General features: G+C 43.4%; 20 protein-coding genes. 5 read left to right on the top strand and 15 right to left on the bottom strand.

Annotation, left to right across the window (positions count from 1 at the left end):
• Positions 1–26: 26 nt before the first annotated feature.
• The 9 genes from HGJ91_RS14090 to HGJ91_RS14050 all read right to left on the bottom strand — a co-directional run bounded on the left by HGJ91_RS14090 (position 27) and on the right by HGJ91_RS14050 (position 9,622).
• Positions 27–533 (bottom strand): ferritin, encoded by a 507-nt coding sequence (locus HGJ91_RS14090; protein ID WP_291348453.1) that lies wholly within the window; start codon positions 531–533, stop codon positions 27–29.
• A 41-nt stretch (positions 534–574) separates the two neighbouring features.
• Entirely contained in the window at positions 575–1,258 is a 684-nt protein-coding gene (locus tag HGJ91_RS14085) for a hypothetical protein (protein WP_291348452.1), read from the bottom strand.
• Positions 1,259–1,304: 46 nt separating this feature from the next.
• Entirely contained in the window at positions 1,305–2,141 is an 837-nt protein-coding gene (locus HGJ91_RS14080) for a class I SAM-dependent methyltransferase (RefSeq protein WP_291348451.1), read from the bottom strand.
• Positions 2,142–2,280: 139 nt separating this feature from the next.
• Positions 2,281–4,230, bottom strand: coding sequence for an acetoacetate--CoA ligase (locus HGJ91_RS14075; RefSeq protein WP_291348450.1), 1,950 nt, complete (start codon positions 4,228–4,230; stop codon positions 2,281–2,283).
• Between the two features lie 11 nt (positions 4,231–4,241).
• Positions 4,242–4,877 carry an XRE family transcriptional regulator gene (locus tag HGJ91_RS14070; protein WP_291348449.1) on the bottom strand — a complete coding sequence of 212 codons (636 nt, stop codon included), beginning with the start codon at positions 4,875–4,877 and terminating at the stop codon, positions 4,242–4,244.
• A gap of 18 nt (positions 4,878–4,895) precedes the next feature.
• Positions 4,896–6,020: a pyruvate carboxyltransferase gene (locus tag HGJ91_RS14065; protein WP_291348448.1), complete on the bottom strand. Its 1,125-nt coding sequence runs from the start codon at positions 6,018–6,020 to the stop codon at positions 4,896–4,898.
• 26 nt (positions 6,021–6,046) lie between these two features.
• Entirely contained in the window at positions 6,047–7,636 is a 1,590-nt protein-coding gene (locus tag HGJ91_RS14060) for an acyl-CoA carboxylase subunit beta (protein ID WP_291348447.1), read from the bottom strand.
• 8 nt (positions 7,637–7,644) lie between these two features.
• Positions 7,645–8,430 carry an enoyl-CoA hydratase-related protein gene (locus tag HGJ91_RS14055; RefSeq protein ID WP_291348446.1) on the bottom strand — a complete coding sequence of 262 codons (786 nt, stop codon included), beginning with the start codon at positions 8,428–8,430 and terminating at the stop codon, positions 7,645–7,647.
• A gap of 43 nt (positions 8,431–8,473) precedes the next feature.
• Positions 8,474–9,622: an acyl-CoA dehydrogenase family protein gene (locus HGJ91_RS14050; RefSeq protein WP_291348445.1), complete on the bottom strand. Its 1,149-nt coding sequence runs from the start codon at positions 9,620–9,622 to the stop codon at positions 8,474–8,476.
• A 322-nt stretch (positions 9,623–9,944) separates the two neighbouring features.
• On the opposite strand from HGJ91_RS14050, the gene HGJ91_RS14045 reads away from it, so the two are divergent.
• The 5 genes from HGJ91_RS14045 to HGJ91_RS14025 all read left to right on the top strand — a co-directional run bounded on the left by HGJ91_RS14045 (position 9,945) and on the right by HGJ91_RS14025 (position 17,436).
• Positions 9,945–10,595 (top strand): TetR/AcrR family transcriptional regulator, encoded by a 651-nt coding sequence (locus tag HGJ91_RS14045; protein WP_291348444.1) that lies wholly within the window; start codon positions 9,945–9,947, stop codon positions 10,593–10,595.
• Positions 10,596–10,712: 117 nt separating this feature from the next.
• Positions 10,713–13,982, top strand: coding sequence for a fused isobutyryl-CoA mutase/GTPase IcmF (gene icmF / locus HGJ91_RS14040; RefSeq protein WP_291348443.1), 3,270 nt, complete (start codon positions 10,713–10,715; stop codon positions 13,980–13,982).
• A 28-nt stretch (positions 13,983–14,010) separates the two neighbouring features.
• Complete coding sequence (locus HGJ91_RS14035) at positions 14,011–15,186, top strand: acetyl-CoA C-acetyltransferase (RefSeq protein ID WP_291348442.1); 1,176 nt, start codon at positions 14,011–14,013, stop codon at positions 15,184–15,186.
• 95 nt (positions 15,187–15,281) lie between these two features.
• The gene (locus tag HGJ91_RS14030) at positions 15,282–16,133 is read left to right on the top strand and encodes a 3-hydroxybutyryl-CoA dehydrogenase (RefSeq protein WP_291348441.1); all 852 of its coding nucleotides are present in this window, start codon (positions 15,282–15,284) and stop codon (positions 16,131–16,133) included.
• A 103-nt stretch (positions 16,134–16,236) separates the two neighbouring features.
• Positions 16,237–17,436, top strand: a complete 1,200-nt coding sequence (locus HGJ91_RS14025) for a Xaa-Pro peptidase family protein (protein WP_291348440.1) — start codon at positions 16,237–16,239, stop codon at positions 17,434–17,436.
• Between the two features lie 17 nt (positions 17,437–17,453).
• Here HGJ91_RS14025 and HGJ91_RS14020 read toward each other — a convergent pair whose 3' ends face one another.
• The 6 genes from HGJ91_RS14020 to HGJ91_RS13995 form a co-directional block, all read right to left on the bottom strand.
• Positions 17,454–18,356, bottom strand: coding sequence for a universal stress protein (locus tag HGJ91_RS14020; RefSeq protein WP_291348439.1), 903 nt, complete (start codon positions 18,354–18,356; stop codon positions 17,454–17,456).
• A 22-nt stretch (positions 18,357–18,378) separates the two neighbouring features.
• On the bottom strand, positions 18,379–19,185 hold the full coding sequence (locus HGJ91_RS14015) for an ABC transporter ATP-binding protein (RefSeq protein ID WP_291348438.1): 807 nt from the start codon (positions 19,183–19,185) through the stop codon (positions 18,379–18,381).
• Between the two features lie 148 nt (positions 19,186–19,333).
• Positions 19,334–20,557 carry an ABC transporter substrate-binding protein gene (locus tag HGJ91_RS14010; protein WP_291348437.1) on the bottom strand — a complete coding sequence of 408 codons (1,224 nt, stop codon included), beginning with the start codon at positions 20,555–20,557 and terminating at the stop codon, positions 19,334–19,336.
• 61 nt (positions 20,558–20,618) lie between these two features.
• Complete coding sequence (locus HGJ91_RS14005; protein WP_291348436.1) at positions 20,619–21,713, bottom strand: branched-chain amino acid ABC transporter permease; 1,095 nt, start codon at positions 21,711–21,713, stop codon at positions 20,619–20,621.
• Between the two features lie 3 nt (positions 21,714–21,716).
• Complete coding sequence (locus HGJ91_RS14000; protein WP_291348435.1) at positions 21,717–22,610, bottom strand: branched-chain amino acid ABC transporter permease; 894 nt, start codon at positions 22,608–22,610, stop codon at positions 21,717–21,719.
• Entirely contained in the window at positions 22,610–24,535 is a 1,926-nt protein-coding gene (locus HGJ91_RS13995) for an AMP-binding protein (RefSeq protein WP_291348434.1), read from the bottom strand. Before HGJ91_RS13995 ends, HGJ91_RS14000 begins: the two co-directional genes overlap by 1 nt.

The raw sequence follows: 24,535 nt of genomic DNA, 5'->3' as shown, positions 1-24,535 counted from the left end.
GCTTAGTTCGGGGAAATAGAAGTGTTTTATTTTGAGGGCGGAGTAAATGTCCGCTGGGCAAGTTCATTATCCAGCATGAGAAGGCCATGGCCTTCACCACCAATCAGTTTTAATTTGTTCACAATGGTATCCATGGATGCCTCCTCTTCCACCTGTTCTTCCACAAACCAGTTTAGATGGTTTGTGGCAGCATGATCATTTTCTTTGATCGCAAGATCCATTAAGTCATTGATAAGTTTTGAAACCAATTTTTCATGTTCATAGGCCAGTTCAAAGACTTCCAGGGCGGATTTAAATTCTGTTTTAGGCGCTTCAATTGCCTGAAGATAAACCCTTCCACCCCTTTCGTTTAAAAACCGATACATTTTCATGGCATGGAATCTTTCTTCTTCCACCTGGATAAGAAAGAAGTTTTCAAAACCACTTAAGCCTGCTGAATTGAAATATGATGCCATGGAAAGGTAATAATATTCTGAATATAATTCACGGTTTATCTGGTGATTGATCGCATCCTGCAGCTTTTGTGAAATCATATATCCTCCTTATAATGGAAAGCAGTTAGTCATCATGTTTATTATGTCTTTTTCCTTTTCTTGGATTTCTTTTTATATTTTTTATGTTCCCTTAATTTATACGGCACTTCATTGCCGACAGCAACACGCCACCCTTTTTCAAGCCTTGCGGATACCATCCATCTCCCATCGGTTGACATCCTGATATACAGGTTGTTGCCAAAGTAGGTTTCCGGTATATTTACAACAACGTAAGCCCCCAGTCCCGATCGATATTCAAGGTCGTGGCCGTGACGGTGTTTATGACGGTATCCATGGGCCGGAGCATGGGGAGGAGGTCCCGGCTTATGGTATTTTGTTTTATGTTTCTTTTTATATTTTTTATGTTTCTTTAATTTATACGGCACTTCATTGCCGACAGCAACACGCCATCCGTGTTCAAGCCTTGCGGATACCATCCATCTCCCATCGGTTGACATCCTGATATACAGGTTGTTGCCAAAGTAGGTTTCCGGTATATTTACAACAACATAAGCCCCCAGTCCCGATCGATATTCAAGGTCGTGGCCGTGACGGTGTTTATGACGGTATCCATGGGCCGGAGCATGGGGAGGAGGTCCCGGCTTATGGTATTTTGTTTGATGATGTGGGGTTCCCGGTATCTGGACACCAACCCCTACTGTATGGCAACCTGCCAGAAAAAAAAGTCCAAAAGAAATCACAATACCCATCTTAAAACATTTCATTTTTGTATCCTTTTTCTTTAAGTTGTTGAATGATAAAAAATAAGATTTATGTAGCATAGCTTTTTTTTAGGATAGCTTCAACAAGACAAATTGAATTATTTTTAAAGTTTGCATACATGTTTTTGCCGAAAAATTTTGCAATGTCGCCAAAAACAAGGCCAGGGCCTAAGGAATTGGGTCGGGGGCTTCTTGTTTGAGATACAAGGTTGACCTTTTCCCACCATGAACATGCCGTGTGGGTTCCATCTGAATAGGATTGGGTTTCAAAGCCTTGTTTTTCAAGGATGGTGGATAGGATATCCCAGGGTTCAAGAAATGAGATGGAAGTCTTGTCTGCCCATGGAACAGGAAGGAGAAGCGTGTCATTTTCACCCTTTGTGATCTCATGTAAAATCAGCTTTCCATTCTGTTTCAGGACTCTGAAAATCTCTTTGATACCCTTTGATTTGTTTTCAATATTCATTAAAAGGTGCTGACATATAATGGCATCAAACGTATTGTTTTCAAAGGGCAGATCAAGAACGGAACCCTGTTGGAAAGAAACGTTGTTTTCAAGTTTGGTACACTGGGTCAAAAAGGTTGCAGCTTCGATAAATTTGTCTGCCAGGTCAACGCCGATAACCTTGCAGTTAAATTGTTTGGCAAGGAGTCTTGAAGATCCTCCAAGACCACAGCCGACATCAAGGACCAATGCGTCGGGAGAGAAGTTTGTTTTTTTGAATAGGTTAATACTGGCCGGGGCTCCGCCGGTATGAAGCTGATCAATGGGGGAAAGGTTTTTTAATTCAAGAGCTGAAAGGTTAAAACCGGCGTTGATTAATGCTGTTTTGATGTCTTGAGTGAGATGGTCTGAATTATAGTGGTCTTTTATTTCTGATTCCATAATAAATACTTTAATATTTTAGGTGGCTAAAGTGGGGTCAGGCCTGGCTTATTGATTGAGTAATAAGTCAAGCTTGACCTTGTTGACGCCCTTTGGATGAGGTCAAGACAAATCCAAAGGGGGCTTTTGTCTGGGGAAGTTATGATTTGAGTTCTTCAAGACTGCCAAAAAAATTAAGGGCTTCAGGATTCTTTAATGCATCCTTGTTTTTCACCTCTTTTCCTTCGATCATTTTTTTAACGGCCAGCTCCACTTTTTTCATGTTAAGTGTGTAGGGAACATCCGGGCATTCAATGATTTTAGCCGGGACATGCCTTGGTGATGCATTGGCCCTGATGTCTGACTTGATCTTGTTTCGAAGCTCGTCGTTAAGTTCAAACCCCTGGGCCATTTTAACAAAGAGAATGACTCTGACATCATTGTTCCAGGATTGTCCCACAATAACAGAGTCTTCAAGTTCTTCCATGGCATCAAGGCGGCGGTAGATTTCAGCTGTACCGATCCTCACACCGCCAGGGTTGAGTGTGGCATCTGATCTGCCGAACATGATCACGCCGCCTCGTTCGGTTACCATTATAAAATCCCCATGGGTCCAGATCCCCGGGTATTCGTCAAAATAGGCGGAATGGTATTTGGAGCCGTCTTCGTCCCCCCAGAAAAATATGGGCATGGACGGGAAGGGCGCGGTACAGACAAGCTCGGCCTGTTCTTCCACTACAGGGTTGCCGCTTCCATCATAGGCATAGACTTTCATGCCAAGGCCGCGGCACTGGAGTTCTCCGGTATACACAGGACCGATGGGATTGCCCAGGGCAAAACAGCCGTTAAGGTCTGATCCACCGGATATGGAAGCCAGCTGGAGGTCCTCTTTCACTTCATTGTATATATATTCAAAGTTTTCATCCGACAGGGGTGATCCGGTTGAAAGAACTGATTTTAAGGCAGACAGGTCAAATTGTTTCCCGGGTTTAACCCCTGCGGTTTTCAAAGCTTCAATATATCCTGCGCTGGTGCCGAAAACCGTTATTTTTTCATCCTGGGCCATTTTCCATAACGCATCAGGTCCGGGATGGAACGGATTACCGTCAAAAAGAACAAGGGTTGCCCCCACACTTAAGGACGTGGTCAGCCAGTTCCACATCATCCAGCCACAGGTGGTAAAATAGAAAATGGTGTCTTCTTCTTTCAGATCCGTATGGAGTACCAGTTCTTTTTTCTGGTGTAAAAGAACGCCGCCCACACTCTGTACCATGCATTTTGGAAGTCCTGTGGTCCCTGAAGAATACATGATATAAAGCGGATCATCAAAATCCATCTGCTCAAATTCAATTTGGGTGGCATCAGGATCTTTAAAATCTTTGAACAGCACTGCATTTGGCAGGGAGCTGATATCGGGTTCCTCAGATACATAGGGGATCACAACAATTTTTTCTATGGAAGGGATCTCTTTGACAATACCGGCGATTCTTTCAATGCTGCCCAGGGCCTTGCCTTTAAAAAAATATCCGTTAGCCGTAAACAATACTTTGGGTCGGGTTTGACCGAATCTGTCTAAGACCCCTTTGATCCCAAAATCCGGTGAGCAGGAAGACCAGACGGCGCCAAGACTTGTGGCGGCCAGCATGGCGATGATGCTTTCGGGCATATTGGGGACAAAGCCAACTACCCGGTCGCCTTTTTCTATGCCAAGTGATTTTAAAGCGGCGGCAGTTTTTGCCACTTCATCATAAAGTTGATGGTAGGTCAGGGTTTTTCGAACTGAATCTTCTCCCCTGAAAATTAAGGCCGGATGGTCATTTTTAAATTGTAAAAGGTTTTCGGCAAAATTAAGTTTGGAGTTGACAAAGAATTTTGCCCCGGGCATTTTGGTTGGATCATCAATGGCCTTGTCATAGGACTGGGAGGCCTTGATATCAAGAAAATCCCAGGCGGTTGCCCAGAAATCCTCAAGGTTGTCCACAGACCATTCCCACAAAGATGCATATTCTTTAAAATCCTTGTTAAATTTTTCATTCACAAGATTCATGAAACGATACATGTTGGTACGTTTAATTCTCTCCTCAGACGGCTGCCACAAAAGTTTTGGCATTTTTTATCTCCTTATTCATACAGAACAGCAAGTATGGTGGCTTTTTCAGTTTTTGCAGTAATAAAATGAGCAGTTGTGGACAAGTAGTAGGCACTGTCACCCGGTTCAAGATCATAGGTGTCTTTTCCAATGGTCAGATTGACAACACCATTAAGAACAAAAACAAATTCTTCTCCGTTATGGACGGATATTTCTTTGTCTTTGCTTTTTTCCAATTGTACGATCAAAGCTTCCATGTGACGGCCCTGGACTTCAGGGGCAAGGCTCATGTAAGAATAAACATTCTGCTTGCCGGTTTTTGAAGTGGAACGGGAAATCTGTTTCCTTTCATCCTTCCTTGTAATGGCATACAGCTTGGTTCCCATGTCGGATACCAGGCGGCCCACAGCAGAATCCAGAGCCTTTGAAAGTTTCATCACGGTTCCGAGCTGGGGTTTTACCCTGCCGCTTTCAATGTCCTGAAGCCGGGAAACGTCAAACCCCGTCAGATCGGAAAGGTTTTCAATGGAAATGCCCCTTTCCTCTCTCACTTGCTTGATGCGTTTTCCCACTTCATCCACATCACCTTTCTCACCATTTTTTATATTTCCGGTAAGATCTTCAAAATAATCTAGATTGATATGAGGTATTTTGTCTTGTTTGTCCATAATGTCTCCTTGTCATCATTATTCGGGAAAACTTTGATCCGGCGATTCACCCAGTTTTTTTTTAATTTTTGCAAGTCCGGGTCTGGCATACTGCATATGCCCTTCCTTAAGGGTTCTGCCGTTGATCATAGCCTCACTTCTTAATCTTGTGCCAACAGTTTTTTCCATCTGTTTACCCAGCCACAGGATTCTGTCAACATCATATCCATGTTCTATACCCATTTCATCAATTTGTACAAGCGTATCTTCAAGGCAGACCAATCCCACATATCTTGCATCATCATAATAATAATCGCCTGTGCCTTTAATGGGCCTGTCACCCAGGAAGTTGGCCGGCTGTCCGCCAAGACCACCAAGGGTTGCTTCAAAATGGCAGATGCCTGCCTGGAGAGCCGCAAGAACCGAGGCTGCGGCCACTCTTTTTGTTTCATGAAAATGGGCAATGTGAAGGCTTGTGTCCGGGATATCATCAAGGATCATGGAAAAATACCGATAGACGTCTGCCGCAGATGCAGACCCGTCATGATCGGCATGCTCAATATCACTGGCCCCAATATCAAGCCAGTGTTTGGTAAATTCCACGGCATCCTTTAGTTCAGTGGCACCGCCAATGGGGCTTCCCCAGATGGTACTGACCGTACCGCACATTTTAATACCGGCATCGGAGCATTTTTTAATAGATCTTTCAGCCTCTTTCCAATAGTTTGGAAGGGTGGTGCCGGAATTGGCAAAATGGTGTTCTTCTTCGGTGGAGACCATCATTAATACCCTGTCCGGGCCGACACCTCTTTTTTTAAGTTCAATGGCCCGGTCAACGGATGGTTCGCGAATGGTGATGGCGGTCAAGACCACATCGTCCATGTTAATGCCTTTTTTGGCCGCCCGGCTGATAAAATTATCGCCTTTGAGATGGGCCAGAAGTTCTTCGGCATCACTGAACTGGGGCATACTTCTCGGATTCCCCAGATTGGTGACTTCAATGTTGCGGCATCCTGCAAAAATCAATTCTTCAAGATAAGTGATTTTAGCAGGCGTAGAAATAAATTTTTCAAGATGCTGGAATCCGTCACGGATTGTAATATCGCCAAGGGTGACCTTTTTGGGCATCCTTGGAAAGATTTTCCAGTAATCATATTCTGTCATGTTTGTTTTCTCCTTAAGTTATATTTTTAAAATCTGAAATTTCCAAATGTTGGATCATCAATGGGTTTGATAAGGCTGACTTCAAAAGCCATGGCAAGCCAGTCCCTGATCTCACAAAATTTAATCACACGATCATTTAAAAGCCGTGATGCACAGAAAAAGGGGTGGGCTTCGCCATCATATTTATCAATCATTTTCTGTTGAAATTCACCTACTTCCTCTGGTGTCATGGGAGTCCCTTTGGCTTTCCGTTTTGCCTGCTCAATGCTTAATAGAACGCCGCCGGCACTTCTCCCGCTCATAACCCCGGTTCTGGCTCTCATTGTTGAAAACAGAAAGTTGGGTTTGTAAGCTCTTCCGCACATACCGTAATTGGCCGCCCCGTTATCAGGGCCGATAACCAGCTGAATCCTTGGCACCTGGGCACAGGAGACAGCCCGAACCATATCCGCACCAAATTTACCGATTCCGGCATGTTCCGAGTCAGAGCCAATCATGTATCCGGGTGAACTCTGGATAAACAGTAAAGGGATTTTTTCATAGGAACATCGAACCACCCACTCCGCTACTTTTTTGGCAGCTTCATGAAAGATAATTCCTGCTGCATTAGAGCAGACAACCCCGATGGGAAGCCCCAATATTCTGATTTTTCCAGTCAGAATATTGGAACCCCGGCCCGGGGCAAAATTTTTCTTGCTTTCAATGAACTCAGATCCATCTGCAATAGCTTCAATAAATTTTAATCCATTAATTCCCTGGTGGGGGGACGTGGGCAATATATCATAGATGGTATCAGGAGATACTTCAGGCTCCTGAGGTTCATATCTGTGAAGATGGATTTTTTGCGGTGCAGTCAGGGAGAGCAGCTCTCTTACTTTTGCAACGGCCTGGGTCTGGTCAGCACATAGATGGTCTGCACCCCCGGAGATCTCAGTATGAACCCTGGCGCCCCCAAGATTCTCTGCAGAAATTTCTTCTCCCGTGGCCATTTTTACAAGGGGAGGACCGCCGAGAAATGAAAAGGACTGTTTGTCAATCATGATGGATTCACAGGCCATAAATACAATATAGGCACCGCCTGCCGTATTTCCACCCGTACTTAAGGTGACCTGACGAAGTCCCATGGCTGACATTCTGGCCATGTTATAAAAGATGGACCCAAAATGCTGGTCATCAGGAAATACATCTGCCTGCATGGGGAGGAAAACCCCTCCGGAGTCAGCGATATAAATGCAGTTCAAACCACATTTTTCTGCAATGGCCTGGGCTCTCATATGTTTTTTTAAGGTAATGGGAAAATAAGTGCCTGCTTTAACCCGGCTGTCACTTCCCATGATCATGGTCCAGTTCCCGTGAACTTTGCCTATCCCTGTGACAATCCCTGCACAATGAACATCATCAACACCTGGATAATTCATGCCGAATCCTGCCAGTGTGGAAAGTTCAAAAAACGGGGTGTCAGGATCTATCACGTCTGTTATCAATTCTCTGACAGGGCGTTTGTCTCTTTTGGAAAGCTTGTCAACCGCCTTTTGCCCGCCAGGCCATATGGCTTCCTGTCGCCGTTCTTCAAGTTTTTTTTCTTCGGCTTCCCAAAATTTTTTATTTTCAGTCATGGGTTTTTTTATCTCCCTTTGTAACGAGGTTTTCTCTTTTCTTTAAAAGCGGTCAGTCCTTCGATTCTGTCCTCAGTGGGTATGGTTACCCTGTATGCATTGGATTCAATGGCAAGCCCTGTGGCAAGGTCGGTTTCAATACCTCTATCAATGGCATATTTGGCCATTTCAACGGCAATGGGACCGGTTTCGGCAATCATGTCTGCCATTTCCATGCAGTCATCCAAAAGGGTTTCAGGCGTTGTGACCCTGTTAACAAGGCCGATATCAAGGGCTTCTTTTGCGTTAACACGCTTGCCCGTAAAGATCAGTTCCTTGGCTTTTGCTACTCCAATGATTCTCGGTAGCCGCTGGGTACCGCCGCCTCCCGGGATGATGGCAAGCCTTGCTTCTGTCAGTCCCATACTTGCGTTTTCAGAGGCAATGCGAATGTCCGATGCCAGGGCCACTTCAGTGCCGCCGCCCAGGGCAATCCCATTCACGGCCGAAATGACCGGTATGGGAAGATTCTGGATAGATGTCAAAAGATTTCTGATGGTGATAATAAATTTTTTTACCTCATCCGGGGTCAGAGAAACCCTCTCTTTTAAATCAGCGCCGGCACAGAATGATTTCTCACCTGCGCCGGTAATAATGACTGTTCGGATATCGTTTCTGTATTGAAGATCATCAATTTTGTCTCTGATGGCATATAAAAGATCAAAATTCAGGCAGTTCATCACTTTGGGTCTGTTCATGGTCAGGATGACAGCCTTTCTTTTTTCTTCAACTAACAGAAGATCGGTTGTGCTCATAATGTTCTCCTATGAATTACCAAATATAAATAAAGGCGGAATATCAGCAGCCAATATGACGTGAAATCACAATGCGTTGAACTTCTGAAGTCCCTTCACCGATTTCCAAGAGCTTCTGGTCCCTGTAAAATCTTTCCACATTGTATTCTTTCATCAAACCATATCCTCCATGAATCTGGACAGCATGATCCGCAACCCTGGACATGACTTCAGAACAATAAAGTTTGCCCATGGCAGCTTCCTTTTCAAAGGGACGTTTATTGCTTTTGAGCCAGCAGGCTTTGTATAAAAGATTCCTGGCACACTCTATTTCCATGGCACAGTCTGCCAGTTTAAAGGCAATGGCCTGGAATTTTGAAATGGGCTGTCCAAACTGTTTTCTTTCTTTGGCATATTTCAAAGCAAGGTCATAGGCCCCCTGGGCACCGCCAAGGCCCATGGCACCGATGGAAAGCCTTCCTCCGTCAAGGGTTGACAGCATCTGATGGAACCCGTCGCCTTTTTGACCCAGTATATTCTCTTTGGGGACCCTGACATCATCAAAATAGAGTTCCGCTGTGTTGGAGGATCGCCACATCAATTTTTTGTGCATGGGGATGGCCTTAAATCCTGGTGTGCCCGCTTCAACAAGGATACAGGAATATTCAGGTTTGCCGCTGTCCCTTGTGCCGGTAATTGCCTGGACCGTTACGCCCATGGTCATATCACAGGCAGCATTGGTGATAAATATTTTTGATCCATTGATAACCCATTCGTTTCCATCCAGGACAGCGGTTGTTTTGCTGCCGCCGGCATCAGATCCGGCAGTGGGTTCAGTCAAGCCAAATCCCCACAGGCCTTCCCCTGCGCAAAGTTTGGGCAGATATTTTTGTTTTTGCTCTTCAGTACCAAAATAGTAGATCGGACCGATGCCCAGCGAATTGGCTGCAGCAATGGTGGCAGCCTGGGAACCGTCAATTCTTGCAATTTCTTCAACGCCGATAATGTAGGAAATATAGTCCATTTCCTGGCCTTCATACTTTTCTGAAACAAACATGCCGAAAAGACCGATTTCTCCCATTTGCAGGGTCAGCTTTTCTGAAAATTCTTCTTTTTCATCAAGCTCTCCCGCAATGGGGGCAATCTCTTTTTGGGCAAACTTTCTAACTTCCTTACGGATCATTTCCTGCTCTTTGGTAAGGTCAAAATCCACCCTGCGCCTCCTTCATATTATGAGTTATTTTTATTTTTGCTTATGGTTTTTTTAGCCATAAAATTGCTCGATAATTCAAGAAACTGATCGAGCGCTCAGTCTATATTTAAAATACTATATTTAAAGAGATTAATTTGTCAAATGTTTTTTAAAGGTTTTGTTTTATTCTTGAATAATAAAAGATAAAAATTCAAAGGAACTCTTTAGATAATTTCTTGACAAGAATTGGAATAAATGCAACAAAAAGTTTTGACTGAGCGCTCGTTCAAGTGCTGTCAATGACAATTATGATTAAAATTATTAAAGGGAAGGGAGTGGTCATTTGAGAAAAATTAAAAAATCCAAAACTCCAATATCTGACATAGAAGTCCCGACACAAATAAAAAATCCTGAACTGGTTCGTGAAAGAAGACGCCAGATCATTGATTCTACGGTTACGCTTTTCATTGAACACGGGTACCACAAGACCACGACACGGATGATTGCAAAGGCTGCCAACTTTTCCATCGGTTCTTTATATGAATATGTCAGTTCTAAAGAGGATCTTCTTTATCTGGTGTGTAAAACCATTCATGAGGAGGTCTGGGATGCTGTTGAAAATGCGTTATCAGATACAGATAAAGAAGAAGAGAGACTTGCCCGGGTTATTCGTCATTATTTTTATGTTTGTGATAAGATGGGAGACCATATTCTCATGATGTACCAGGTGACTCAATTTCTGCCGGAAAAATGGAAAGCAAGAATCCTGGTAAATGAGTTGAATATAACAGACATTTTTATTAATGCGCTTTCTTCTCTCTCCGGGAAAAATAATTTCCCAAAGCTTGATGAAAAAATATTAAATCTTGTGGGTCACAACATATCTGTACTGGGCCAGATGTGGGCCTTTCGGCGCTGGCATCTACAAAGAAATTTTACCATCGAGGAATATATTAAAATTCAAACCGATTTTATTCTTGGACTTATATTTTAATAAAAATAAATTTTTTTATTTATTTTTTTTTAATTTTGTGACAGTTAAAATATAGCGTATAAACTTTGTTTAGTTTTATCAAACTCCCGAATGTTTTTAAAAGGAGAAAGAATAAGTATGGAAACCCAGAGTTACAAACCCAAGCATTCAGTTAAAATCGTTACCGCCACATCACTTTTTGACGGTCATGATGCTTCCATAAATATAATGAGAAGAATTTTGCAGGATTCCGGTGCGGAAGTGATCCATATCGGTCATAACCGGTCTGCAAAAGAAGTTGTGGATGCCGCAATAGAAGAAGATGCACAGGGCATTGCCGTATCCAGTTACCAGGGCGGGCATGTCGAATATTTTAAGTATATGGTGGATCTCTTAAAAGAAAAAGGCGCTTCGCATATTAAAATTTTTGGCGGCGGAGGCGGTGTTATCATTCCTTCAGAAATGGATGATCTGCATGCCTATGGTGTGACCCGGATCTATTCTCCTGAAGACGGCGCAAAAATTGGGCTTCAGGGTATGATCAATGATATGATGCGAACCATGGATTTTCCTTCGGTTGATTATGAGAATCTTGATTATGAGAATCTGAATATCGATAATAAATATGTGACGGCAAATTTTATTTCTGCGGTTCAGGAGGCCAAAGCAAACGACCGGGATACATTTGAAAAAATTATTTCAATTATTTCCAAAATTGCAGATAAAAGTGATGTTCCCGTCATCGGGTTAACCGGAACCGGTGGAGCAGGCAAGTCGTCTTTGACAGATGAATTGATTATCAGGATTCTGCACGATCTTAAAGATGTCAATATTGCCATTATTTCCTGTGATCCGTCCAGAAGGAAAACAGGCGGCGCCCTCCTGGGTGACAGAATCAGGATGAATTCCATAGAAACAGGTCGTGTCTATATGCGGTCTTTAGCAACCAGACGATCCCAGACAGAGCTTCCCGAGGCTTTGTTGGATGCAATCAATGTGGTCAAGGCAGCCGGTTATGATATTATTATTGTTGAAACTGCCGGTATTGGTCAGGGGGATTCAAGGGTGGTTGACCTGGTGGATATGTCCATTTATGTCATGACAGCAGAATTTGGTGCCCCCTCCCAGCTGGAAAAGATAGATATGCTGGATTACGCTGATATTGTTGTGGTAAACAAGTATGAGAAAAAAGGCAGTGAAGATGCGTTAAGGGATGTACGGAAACAGGTTCAGAGAAATCGGAAGGCCTGGAATATAGACCCGAAAGATCTGCCGGTGTATGGAACGATTGCATCCAAGTTTAATGATGACGGGATAACCGCCTTTTATCATGAGCTTCTGGATCTCATCGCAGAAAAGAAAAATATTAAGTATGAGTCCAGTATTCCGAGGACGGGCAGAAAAGAATCTTCTTCAAAAACTATTATTATCCCGGGAGAGAGAACACGATACCTTGCCGAGATTGCCGATACGGTAAGGCAATACCACAAAACAACCGAAGAACAGGCTGAAGCTGTACGCAAACGGTGGCATTTGATTGAGGCTTCAAAGGCTATGGAGGATATGGGCCTTGACCAATTGCCCGAGGCCCTGGAAAAATTTAAGGGGGCGGTTGCAGATGCCCAGTCTCTCATAGAAGAGGAGACCGATAAGAGCATTAATGAATTCAATACCTGCAAAGAGATATATGAGAAGGATGAACTGGTGTATTATGTCCGTGGCAAGGAATTCAGGGCGCCTTTATACAGCGAATCACTCTCCCATTCAAAAATTCCAAAAATATCCCTGCCACAGTTCAAAGATCCGGGTGAACAGTATAAGTGGATGAGAAAAGAGAATTTTGCCGGGAACTTTCCCTATGCAGCAGGGGTATTTCCTTTAAAACGGGCAGATGAAGATCCCACTAGAATGTTTGCAGGCGAAGGTGGGCCTGAGGATACCAATCGGCGGTTCAAATTGCTTTCTGGCAGTTATCCTGCCAAAAGATTGTCCACAGCCTTTGATTCAGCTACCCTTTATGGATTTGACCCGGACACTCGCCCTGATATATACGGTAAGATCGGAACATCCGGGGTGAGTATCTGTACCCTGGATGATGTGAAGGTGCTGTATGGCGGGTTTGACCTGTGTGCCCCCAACACGTCGGTCTCCATGACCATCAACGGTCCGGCGCCAATGATGCTGGCCATGTTTATCAATACAGCCATTGCACAGCAGATGGACAAGTTTAAAGCGGAAAACGGTCATGATCCCTCTGAAGAAGAATTTACAGAGATCAAGCAGTTTGCCCTGTCCAATGTGAGGGGAACGGTTCAGGCAGATATTTTAAAGGAAGATCAGGGACAGAATACCTGTATTTTTTCCATTGAATTTGCCTTGAGAATGATGGGGGATATCCAGCAATACTTTATTGATCACCAGGTGAGAAATTTTTATTCGGTTTCCATTTCAGGGTATCATATTGCAGAAGCAGGCGCCAATCCCATTACCCAGCTTGCATTGACCTTGGCAAACGGGTTTACCTATGTAGAATATTATCTTTCCCGCGGTATGGATATTAACAGTTTTGCACCCTCCCTCTCCTTTTTCTTTTCCAATGGAATGGATCCGGAATATACGGTTATCGGAAGGGTGGCCAGAAGGATCTGGGCTGTGGCCATGAAATATAAATACAAGGCAAATGAAAAATCCCAGAAGCTGAAATACCATATTCAGACCTCCGGCAGATCTCTGCACTGTCAGGATATCCAGTTTAATGATATCCGTACTACACTTCAGGGACTGTGCGCCATTTATGATAATTGCAACAGCTTGCATACCAATGCATTTGATGAAGCCATTACCACGCCGTCTGCAGAATCTGTGAGACGTGCTCTTGCCATTCAGTTGATTGTCAACAGGGAATGGGGGCTGACCCAGAATGAGAATCCTTTGCAGGGAAGTTTTATTGTGGATGAACTCACAGATCTTGTGGAAGAGGCCGTACTCATTGAATTTGAAAAAATTACGGAAAGAGGTGGTGTGCTGGGTGCCATGGAAACTGGATACCAGCGGGGCAAGATTCAGGAAGAATCCATGTATTATGAATACCTGAAACATTCAGGCAAGCACCCTATTATTGGTGTCAATACATTTGAAGATCCTGATGCAGATTATGCTGAAATGGCAAATCATTTAGAGCTTTCAAGAGCCACAGATGAGCAGAAAGATGCCCAGCTTGAAAGATTGAGTAAATTTAAAGAAAGAAATATGGATAAGTCAGAGGAAGCACTTGAAAAATTGAAACAGACCGCCCTGAATGATGAAAATATGTTTGAAAGATTAATGGAGACCGCCAAGGTTTGCAGTTTAGGGACTATCACCCAGGCATTGTATGAAGTGGGCGGAAAATACAGAAGAAATATGTAAAAAAATAATTTTAAGGAGAGTTATACATATGAATAAAGCAGTTATCGTCAGTGCCACAAGGACTCCTTTGGGGAGCTTTGGCGGAACACTAAGTAAAATCGGTGCAACTGATCTTGGAGCACATGTGATACGTGAAGCCATTACAAGGGCAGGTATTGATGACAAAGAAGTCAATGAGTGTATCATGGGTATGGTCCTGCCCTGCGGTTATGGCCAGAACCCGGGAAGACTTGCTGCGGTTAAAGCGGGTCTCCCCTGGGACGTCGAGTCCATTACTGTGAATAAGGTCTGTGGATCATCATTGAAATCTGTCATGCTGGCAGCCCAGGCGATCCAGTGCGGTGATGCGGAAGTGGTGGTTGCAGGCGGTATGGAAAATATGAGTATGGCGCCTTACTATATGGATAAGGCCAGATGGGGCCACCGCATGGGACCAGGGCGTATCGAAGACCATATGGTCCATGACGGACTCTGGGATGTGATCAATGATTTTCACATGGGTATGTCCAATGAACTTTGTTCTGAAAAATGGGAAGTATCAAGGGAAGTTCAGGACAAATTTGCAGCCCAATCCTATATAAAAGCTAATGTAGCAATTGCCCAGGGCCGGTTTAAAGATGAAATTGTACCGGTTAAGATTCCCCAGAGAAAAGGTGATTCCAAAATTTTTGATACAGATGAATGTCCTATGGAGACAAGTTTTGAATTTCTTTCAAAGATGAGACCTGCCTTTAAAAAGGATGGAGTGGGAACTGCCGGGAATGCATCCATTATCAGTGACGGTGCTTCAGCCCTGGTTGTCATGAGTGAAAAGAAAGCCAAAGAACTTGGGTGTACCATCATGGCCACCGTTTGTTCGCAAGCCTCCTATGGCATTGATATGAAACACGTCCTGATGGCACCCATTTATGCCATTCCCAAGGTATTGAAAAAAGAGGGGATTTCAATTTCAGATATTGATCTGTTTGAAATCAATGAAGCCTTTGCTGGAAGCTCTTCCGGCATTAACAAGGTATTGGAGCTGGATCCTGAAAAAGTAAATGTCAATGGCGGCAGCGTTTCTCTGGGCCATCCCATCGGTGCATCCGGTGCCAGGGTATTGACCACGTTATTGTATGAAATGGAAAAAAGAGATGTAAACAAGGGACTTGCTTCTCTTTGTCTGGGTGGCGGAGAAGCTGTTGCGCTTGTTGTCAACAGGTAATATGAGATAAGAACGGGGTCAGGCTTTCCTTATTGTCGTTATTGAACTCAATAACGACAATAAGGAAAGCCTGACCCCACTGAGGAGGAGAAATAATGGAAGTAAAGAGATTTGGTGTTATCGGATCCGGTCAGATGGGTAACGGTATTGCACAGGTTGTGGCCGCAAGCGGCCTTGAAGTAGTAATGAGCGATATTAAAGAAGAATTTTGTGCAAATGGTATGGCTACCATTTCAAAAAATCTTGACAGGATGGTGAAAAAAGAGAAAATATCTGAGGATGATAAAGCTGCAATTCTTGGAAGAATCGCTACCACCACTGATTTAAAAGATATGGAATCTGTCGATTTTGTCGTTGAAGCAGCCGTGGAAAGAGAAGATCTAAAATTTAAAATTTTTGAGGACTTAGATAAAATATGCCCGCCTGAAGTGATTTTGTCCACCAATACATCTTCCATCCCCATTGGAAGAATTGCGGCCAGAACATCCCGGCCGGATAAGGTGATCGGAATGCATTTTATGAATCCGGTTCCTGTGATGAAACTGGTTGAGGTCATTAAGGGTCTTGCCACATCAAGTGAAACATTTGATATTACGTGGAAACTTTGCGAAGACTTTGGGAAAACCCCTGCAGAGGCCAATGATTTCCCCGGGTTTATTGCCAACAGGATATTGATGCCCATGATCAATGAAGCCGTTTTCTGCCTCTACCAGAGCGTGGGAAAACCCGAAGATATTGATACGGTTATGCGGCTGGGTGCCAACCATCCCATGGGTCCGCTTGCTTTGGCAGATTTGATTGGTCTGGATACCTGTCTTGCTATCATGGAGACATTGTATGACGGTTTCAAAGATTCAAAATACAGGGCCTGCCCGCTTTTGAGAAAATATGTTGAGGCCGGCTGGCTTGGAAGAAAGACCGGAAAAGGGTTTTATGATTACAAATAAGTAACCGATAGTTATCCTAAATTAAAGCTGTAGCAAAGCATAAATAAAAAAATCAACCGCTTTGCCACAGCTTTTTTATTTTATTTAAAAAAGAGTGAAACACATGGTTCAATATGACCAAAGCACACCTGAAAAGGAACTGCAATCAAGAATTATCGGCTTTCAGGAAAGACTTGAGAAGTGCCATGTTGACGGGGCCCTGATTTTACAGAAAGCAGATATGTTCTATTATTCAGGGACGGCGCAGCAGGGATGGTTGTATATCCCGAATCATGGAGAACCATTGCTGATGGTGTTTAAAGAGTTCCATCGGGCCAAAGAAGAATCAGAACTTAAACAAGTTGTTTCCCTTGTAAGTCCCAAAGAAATTCCTGAGACCATGGCGACATTCGGATATTCAATTCCAAAAAATCTGGGTCTTGAGCTGGATGTATTGGCAAGCAATCAGTATCTGTTATTTCAAAAGATATTTTCCGATTCCAATATTATTGATATTTCTTTTCATATCAGGATGCAACGGGCTGTAAAATCAGATTATGAAATTGACTTGATGCGTGAGGCTTCACACATGGCAGATAAAGTTGCAGCCAGAGTGCCTGATTTAATCAAGGAAGGAATGGCCGAGATCGAGTTTGCGGGATTGGTTGAAGCCTATGCCAGAAGCCTTGGCCATCAGGGCCTGATCCGGATGCGAATGTGGGACAATGATCTTTTCTACGGCCATATCATGTCAGGGCCGGGAGCTGCTATCCCCAGTTGCTTTGCCTCACCCACGGGCGGCAAAGGCGTCAATCCCAGTATTGCCCAGGGGCCGGGATTTAATACAATCAAACGAAATGAACCGATTCTTGTTGATTACGTTTTTGCCTTGAATGGCTATATCAGTGATCATACAAGGATTTTCTCTCTTGGTGATTTACCGGATGATCTTTTAAGTGCCCATGACGTCATGTTGGAAATCCAGGAGATGGTAATAAAGACTGCAACTCCGGGAAGTATTACCGGAGATCTGTACGATATGATGATGTCCATGGCTGAAGATAGGGGATACAAAGATTATTTCATGGGCGCAGGCAACAGACGAATCCGGTTTACAGGTCATGGTATAGGCCTTGAACTGGATGAATTTCCTTTTATTGCCAAAGGCCAGAAACTTTCCCTTGAAAAAGGCATGATGATTGCCCTTGAACCCAAAGCCGTCTTCCCGGGAATTGGGGTGGTAGGGATAGAAAACTCATTTCTGGTAACTGATAATGGTCTTGAATCCCTGACAACATTCAGTGACAAGATAACAATATTATAAGCAGATCATCCGATCGTTCATCTACCATATTTGTCATCAAAGGAATTCCAGAAGGATCTGTCCCTGTCTCTCCAGCCTTTTCCAAAGGATTTATCAAAGAAGGGTTTCAGAATCGAGAACCAGACACCATAACCCTGTTTGCCTTGTATCCGAGCCTTAATGACATCTGCTACATGGCTGATAAGATTGGCCAGTTCATCTTTGGGAATATAGGAATCCGCACCTTTTTGAATGGATTCCTTTAAATTTTCAGGGGTCAGGGCATGGGCTGTGAGCATGAGTGCAGGAATATCTTTTTTGCGGGCAAGTTCAAGGACATCATATCCGCTGACACCCATGATATCCAGGATCGCCATATCATATGGGTTGTTTTCAAGAAGTTTTTTGGCTTCATCAAAAGTGGCAGCCGTATCAAGAGAACACATATCCAACAGTTCTTCAACGGTTTCCAGAATATCAGGCTCATCATCAACCACCAGGACCCGCCGGTCTTTTAATAAACCTTCGGCCTTAATATTGTTCAAGTCGAATTTTATTGTGGTAACAGGGCAGGGGGCTTTAAGGATAACATATCGTGATGTGGAACCTAAGATAGCTTTCTGAGCCTTGGATTTTTTCTTTAGGCCAAGAAAGATTTGGTCAATTTCATTTTCTTCTGCAAACTTAACCAGATCTTCAGCAGGAGAAAGTCCTCTGACACTTTGCTGGACATCATACTCAATGCCCGAATCTTCCATGAGTTTTCCGGCAAAATCAAGACCTTGTTCTGCCGCTATAATATCCGACTGTTTTTCAGAAGCCCCGCCTTCCATTGAAGTGACAATATAAACAAAAGCATTATGGGTCTTTGCAAAATCCCTTGCAAGGGATAAAGAAAGCCTGCCAACTTCTCCACCATTATATCCAACCAGTATCTTCATAATGAACTCCTAAAATTGCAGTCTACATCCAGCGTTTGCGTCGTTTATAAGATTTTACGTCTTTAAATGATTTTCTTCCGCCGCCCTTGGTAATCCCCATATAAAATTCTTTTACATCCGGGTTGTCCTGAAGTTCGTCAGACGGGCCTTCCAGAACAATTTTCCCCGATTCCATGATATAGGCATAATCAGACACGGCTAGCGCCACCTTGGCATTCTGTTCAACAACCAGGATGGTGGTATCAAGTTCTTTGTTAATTTTTTTAATATTGTCAAATATTTCTTTGACAAGAATGGGTGCAAGCCCAAGAGACGGTTCATCCAGCATCAGCATTTCAGGGGCAGCCATCAATGCCCTTGCAATGGCAATCATCTGCTGCTCACCACCGGAACTGTATCCAGCCATTCTGTTTGTGACATTTGAAAGCCTTGGAAAATGTTTGTACATCAGTTCGTTGTCTTCACGGATTTTTTTTGATCCGTCTTTACGGGTAATGGAACCCACAAGGATATTTTCGTTAACCGTCAGGTGTTTAAATACACGCCTGCCTTCAGGCACCATGACAGCACCCAGTTTTACAACATCCGTCCCTAAAAGCTGGGTCGTGTCTGTGCCGTTAAATTTTATAAATCCTTCCTTGATAGCACCATTCTCCGGTTTTAAAAGGCCGCTGATGGCTCTTAAAGTAGTGGTTTTACCGGCACCGTTTGTTCCAAGCAATGCGACAATACTTCCCTTTGGCACATTAAGACTGACACCACGCAGTACTTGAACAATGTCGTTATAGACCACTTCAATATTATTGACTTCAAGCAGATTGTTTTCCATATGCACTTTCTTTATGTTTTTGAGTTAAACTTACCGGAAAGCAAGAATTTTTGTGAATTCAGGTTTCCGGTAAGTTAAGGTTGCGCTTAAGTCCTGGATCAAATTTATTGGACTTATTTCAATTGATTCTTAGCTCAATTCAAACTATTTATTTGATTTTTTTCATGTATTCAGACTCCACCGGTTCTCCGACGGCTCTAAATACACCATTTTGTACACTGTAAATCTGGAGCATATCAACACCCATGCGGTCTGTTTTAGAATAGGTTACCGGACCGGTTGTTGTATAGGGACTGTATGCATTGGCACCATTCATTCCATTGAGCATTTTGTAAAGGTTTGCTTTGTTGACTTCAAGTCCGGCAGCTTTAGCTCTTCTTATGGCTTCTGTTGCCACCTGGGCAACCATGATGCCAGCTGCATAATTATGAGAATCAGCAGCTTTTTGATCCCGGCCGAATAATTTTGCCAGGGCCAATTGTTTTGTAGTTCCTTCGCCTGGAACTGAAGTAATATTGAAAGCAGTTATCCAGAAATAATTCTCAGTTGCATTCCCTGCCAGGGCAATAAGATCATTACCCCCAGTGTAATGAGCACCCATGAAAGTCAGTTTGCCTGCTTCCCCAAAAGAAGATGCAGTAAGCCCGAGACGCTGTGAATCCTTAATCATGGTTGCAACGGGTGATTGAATAGTTTGGCTGATCACATACTGAACATTTTTGCTCATGAGACGTTTTAACATGGCGGTATTATCAAGATCTTTACCATGTTCAACAACTTCAACAAGCTCTATATTCAGGCCTGCTGCAACGGCTTTTTCTACGTCAGAAACAGGACCACGGCCAAAGGCAGAAGGATGGACAAAAAGAGCCACTTTTGCTTTTCCGCCTTTATGATTCTTTGCAACATATTCAGCAAGATTTACAAGCTGGTCTGAATAGGATGCAATGGGAAGAAAAATATAGTTTGAATCATCCAGGTTGCCTGCATGATAGGAGGCAGAAAGAACAGCAATCTCTTCTTCTTCAAAATCTCTTTTCAAGCCCAGGGTTGATCCGGTTGAATAGTTGAGATACATGACAATGCCATCGTCAAGATACTCTTCAAAATTTCTTTTAGTGACATCAGTTTTGTACTGATCATCCCTGATGGTGCAGTCAATCGTGTCATCACCCAGAATTTTGGTCTCGTTAACAAATTTAAAATAATCTTCCGTACCTTTTGCATAAGGATTGCCTGCATCAGATGTCGGCCCTGTGATTGCCAGGGACATACCCAGTTTGTAGACTTTTCCTCCTGCATTTACAGATGCTGTAAATGCAAACATAACGACAAGAATCAGTAACGCGGTTAAAAAACTTTTACTCTTCATGTTTCTTCTCCTCCTGTTGGGTTTATTACTAAAAAAAATATATTAAAGGTGTAAAGTAACCTTAATACCTAAATGGCCATAATTTGGTGTATGATTTTGTGATCCTCCACCAGTTTGCAATCCCCCGGGGTTCAAATATTAAAAACAGGACAATGACCAGGCCAAATGTAAAGGGTTTTAATGCCGTTGCCAGATTCATACCTGACGGCATGTATTGACCAACGGTTTCAGCCAGGGTTTCCACCTGTAGATCAAGAAATTTTAAGGCTACCGGCCCCCAGAAAGACCCATTCAAAGTTCCCAATCCTCCGACAATGGCCATGGCAAGATAACCGATGGATTCATGAAGGGTAAAGGATTCAAATCCGACACCCCGATAAACATAGGCATGCAACGCACCGGCTATTCCTGCAAAAAAACCGGCCAGGGCAAAAGCATAGACCTTTGTAAGTCCGGGATTCATTCCCATGGCATCTGCCGCCCTGTCATTGTCCCTGACAGCTACAAGGCTTCTACCATATCGGGTTTTTAAAAGATTTCTGATCCCGAATCCTAAAAGAATTACAATGGTCAGTATAACGAAATACCAGAAAAGGTAATGATCCTTTCTTCCGACCTTACCGGTAAACCAGAAAACTCTGCCAACATAAATGGTCTGTCCCTGGTTAAAAAAGGTCATGAATTGAATCGTCCATTCAAAAATCATCTGAAAGGAAAGTGTGGCAATGGCAAGATACAAATGCTTAAGCCTCAATGCCGGCAGGCCGACAATTGCGCCAAATACAGCTCCCACAAGGCCGCTTACAACGATCAATACCGGCCAGAAATGGGTAATAATAATATGGGAATCTCCCATTGTCCGACAAAAAGATGCTATGGTATACGCACCAATCCCCACAAAGGCGGCATGACCTATTGATATCAGGCCGGCAAACCCTGTCACAAGGTTCAAACCCATGACGGCAACAATGGCAATGAGAATATTGTCAACCACCAGCATGTATTTATTGCTCAACTCAAACAGCAGGGGCCATCCAAACAGGAGGACCAGAAAAAAGGTGAAAAACGATCTGTCCAGGCTTGTGAGAAATGTCCGTTGTTCCTGTTTATACTTCGTAAAAAAATTTCCTGTTGCTAACCATGAATTTGCTGACATAGATTACACTCGCTCAATTTCATGGATTCCAAATAATCCATGTGGTTTAAAAAAAAGTACAACTACCAGGATGATATAGGGCATGACTTCACCTGTACCGCTCAAGCCCCAGTTGCCGTCCAGGTATCCGCTGGAAAACTGCTGGATCAATCCAATGATGATTCCTGCCACAACTGCGCCAAGGATGGAATCAAGCCCCCCCAGAATGATAACCGGGAACACGACAATCCCAAATGCATGGAGGGTATCAAAATTAAGCCCTGTTATATTGCCGATAATACACCCTGCAGCAGCAGCAGACAATCCAGCCAGGGCCCAGGCAAGGCCAAAAACTCTTGGGACTGAGATCCCCACGGACATGGAAGCAAATTGATCGTCAGACACGGCTCTCATGGATATTCCAATGGTTGATTTTTTAAAGAACCAGGAGAGTCCCCCGATCAAAATAAAGGTTATGATGACCCCCACAAGCTGTGTCCAGGATATGGAAACACCGCCGAGAGACAGGGGTTGCTGGGGAAGAAAGACCGGGAATGAAAAATTTTCACTTCCAAAGGGTGTCAGATAAATCAGGCCGTCAAGGATTGATCCCAATCCAATGGTGACCATAATAACGGATATAATGGGTTCTCCGATCAGACGCCTTAAGAAAATTTTTTCCACACTCATGGCTAGGAAAAAGGTAATAATCATGCTGGCCAAAAATGAAAAGAAAACGGGAACCCCGATAGATACAGTTAAATAATAGGTGATAAAAGCACCGGCTGCAATAATCTGCCCATGGGCAAAGTTTGCCACCCGGCTTGATTTATAGACCAGTACAAGTCCAAGAGCAGCCAATGCATAGATGGAGCCCACCACAATACCGCTGACTACAATTTGAAAAAAATAACTCATCAGATTCCTTTCACCGTGTAAAATTCAATATTTGTTTTAACCGTTGTGGACTGCCCGTCCTGATATTGGAAGGATGCCTCAACCTCTTTTTTATCAACAGATTCATCATAAAGGAAATCATACAGGTTCTGGTATCTTTCCTGTACAAATTTACGGCGGATCTTGCCGGTCTTGGTCAACTCCCCGTCATCCGTATCAAGCAGTTTATAAAGCAGTGCAAACCGTTTAATTTTAAAATGTTCTTTTTCAGCCCGTGAATTGACATCCAGCACCTGTTCCATCATGAGTTTGGCAACCTCAGGCTTGCTTGAAAGATCCATATAGGTAGTAAAGGAAATGCCCCGGTCCTCCGCCCATTTGCCCACAACAACGGGATCAACGTTGATCAGGCAGGCCACAAAATCTTCCTTGTTCCCGTAAATAATCGCTTCTTTTATATAAGGACTGAATTTAAGGGAATTTTCAAGGAACATGGGGGAAAACATTTCCCCTTTATTGCTGTGCATGACATCGGAGAGACGGTCGATAACAACCAGATGCCCATTCTCATCTATGAACCCTGCATCTCCTGAATGAAGCCAACCACCCTCAAGCAATTCTTCGGTTTTTTCCGGAAGATCATAATAGCCTGGCGTAACAGAATCAGATCTGGAAAGTATTTCCCCGTCTTCAGCAATTTTACACTCAGTTCCGGGCAGGGGTTTTCCGACTGTCTCCGGTCTTACATCGCCGTCTCTGTGCATGTACGCAATGCCGACTATCTCTGTCTGTCCATAGATTTGTTTTAAGTTAACACCGATTGCCTGGTAAAAGGTGAAAAGTTCCGGCCCTAAGGCCGCACCACCCGTGTAAGCTCTTCTTAACCGAAGAAAACCAATTTGGTTAACAAGAGGTCTGAATATCAATTGTGTGCCCAGCCATGATTTTATTTTTAACCCAAAAGGCATGGATTTTCCTGTCATTTTGTAATCAGCAGCTTCTAACCCCACTTTTATGAAATAATTATAAAAAAGTTTGTTCAGCCAGTATGACTGATCAATTTTTAACCATATTTCAGACCGGATGGTTTCATAAATCCTGGGGGCACCAAACATGAAGTGGGGCCCGATCTCTTTTAGATCCGACATGGCTGTTTCAACGGATTCAGGAAAATTAAGCGTTATCCCGGTTGCCATGGCAACCCCGAAAGAATTCATCTGTTCCCCGATCCAGGCAAAGGGCAGAAAAGAGACATATTCGTCAGTGGGTTCAAGATGATCAACTTCGGTGATCTGCAATCCCATATTGATATAATTTTTGTGGGTCAGCTCTGTGCCTTTTGGCAGCCCTGTTGTCCCTGATGTAAGGCACAAATGACAGATATCATCCGGTTTTCCTTTGTCCACAAGGGTTTCAAAAAGATCAGGATTTTTTTCATGCTCTTTCTCACCCAGTTTGTAAAGATCTGTAATGTCAATGAACCAGTCATCTGACATATACTCTCGCATGCCCCTTGGATCTTCAAAAATAACTTTTTTAACATTGGGGATCTGATCTCTGACATCAAGAACTTTATCCACCTGTTCCTGGTTGTCACAAAATACCACACTGACTTTAAGATATTGAAGGATCTGGGCAATTTCATGGGGCATGCTGGTCTGGTATATGCCGGCAGAAATGGCACCAATGGAATGCCCGCCGATGGCCACAAACAAAATTTCAGGGATATTGTCACTGATGATGGCAATGGTATCGCCTTTGCCAAGACCGATTGCTTTAAGGCCCAAAGCAGTTTTTTTAACATAATCATAGTAATCTTCCCAGGCATAAGTATTCCAGATGCCAAAATCTTTTTCTCTTAATGCCGGGCGCTGAGGTGTTTTTTTAACCCGCCAGCGAAGCAATTGGGGGATGGAGTATTCAAGTAGTTTGTCATTGGTAGTCAT

Origin of the sequence: Desulfobacula sp. (assembly GCF_014237455.1) — a bacterium.
Taxonomy (GTDB): domain Bacteria; phylum Desulfobacterota; class Desulfobacteria; order Desulfobacterales; family Desulfobacteraceae; genus Desulfobacula.
The sequence above is the reverse complement of the archived record's forward strand: the minus strand, read 5'-3'. Positions and strand labels throughout refer to the sequence as shown.

Bases quoted from the DNA above. Each gene is read 5' to 3' on its own strand.
- HGJ91_RS14090 (WP_291348453.1), bottom strand. From the start codon at position 533: ATGATTTCACAAAAGCTGCAGGATGCGATCAATCACCAGATAAACCGT.
- HGJ91_RS14085 (WP_291348452.1), bottom strand. From the start codon at position 1,258: ATGAAATGTTTTAAGATGGGTATTGTGATTTCTTTTGGACTTTTTTTT.
- HGJ91_RS14080 (WP_291348451.1), bottom strand. From the start codon at position 2,141: ATGGAATCAGAAATAAAAGACCACTATAATTCAGACCATCTCACTCAA.
- HGJ91_RS14075 (WP_291348450.1), bottom strand. From the start codon at position 4,230: ATGCCAAAACTTTTGTGGCAGCCGTCTGAGGAGAGAATTAAACGTACC.
- HGJ91_RS14070 (WP_291348449.1), bottom strand. From the start codon at position 4,877: ATGGACAAACAAGACAAAATACCTCATATCAATCTAGATTATTTTGAA.
- HGJ91_RS14065 (WP_291348448.1), bottom strand. From the start codon at position 6,020: ATGACAGAATATGATTACTGGAAAATCTTTCCAAGGATGCCCAAAAAG.
- HGJ91_RS14060 (WP_291348447.1), bottom strand. From the start codon at position 7,636: ATGACTGAAAATAAAAAATTTTGGGAAGCCGAAGAAAAAAAACTTGAA.
- HGJ91_RS14055 (WP_291348446.1), bottom strand. From the start codon at position 8,430: ATGAGCACAACCGATCTTCTGTTAGTTGAAGAAAAAAGAAAGGCTGTC.
- icmF (WP_291348443.1), top strand. From the start codon at position 10,713: ATGGAAACCCAGAGTTACAAACCCAAGCATTCAGTTAAAATCGTTACC.
- HGJ91_RS14035 (WP_291348442.1), top strand. From the start codon at position 14,011: ATGAATAAAGCAGTTATCGTCAGTGCCACAAGGACTCCTTTGGGGAGC.
- HGJ91_RS14030 (WP_291348441.1), top strand. From the start codon at position 15,282: ATGGAAGTAAAGAGATTTGGTGTTATCGGATCCGGTCAGATGGGTAAC.
- HGJ91_RS14025 (WP_291348440.1), top strand. From the start codon at position 16,237: ATGGTTCAATATGACCAAAGCACACCTGAAAAGGAACTGCAATCAAGA.
- HGJ91_RS14020 (WP_291348439.1), bottom strand. From the start codon at position 18,356: ATGAAGATACTGGTTGGATATAATGGTGGAGAAGTTGGCAGGCTTTCT.
- HGJ91_RS14015 (WP_291348438.1), bottom strand. From the start codon at position 19,185: ATGGAAAACAATCTGCTTGAAGTCAATAATATTGAAGTGGTCTATAAC.
- HGJ91_RS14010 (WP_291348437.1), bottom strand. From the start codon at position 20,557: ATGAAGAGTAAAAGTTTTTTAACCGCGTTACTGATTCTTGTCGTTATG.
- HGJ91_RS14005 (WP_291348436.1), bottom strand. From the start codon at position 21,713: ATGTCAGCAAATTCATGGTTAGCAACAGGAAATTTTTTTACGAAGTAT.
- HGJ91_RS14000 (WP_291348435.1), bottom strand. From the start codon at position 22,610: ATGAGTTATTTTTTTCAAATTGTAGTCAGCGGTATTGTGGTGGGCTCC.
- HGJ91_RS13995 (WP_291348434.1), bottom strand. From the start codon at position 24,535: ATGACTACCAATGACAAACTACTTGAATACTCCATCCCCCAATTGCTT.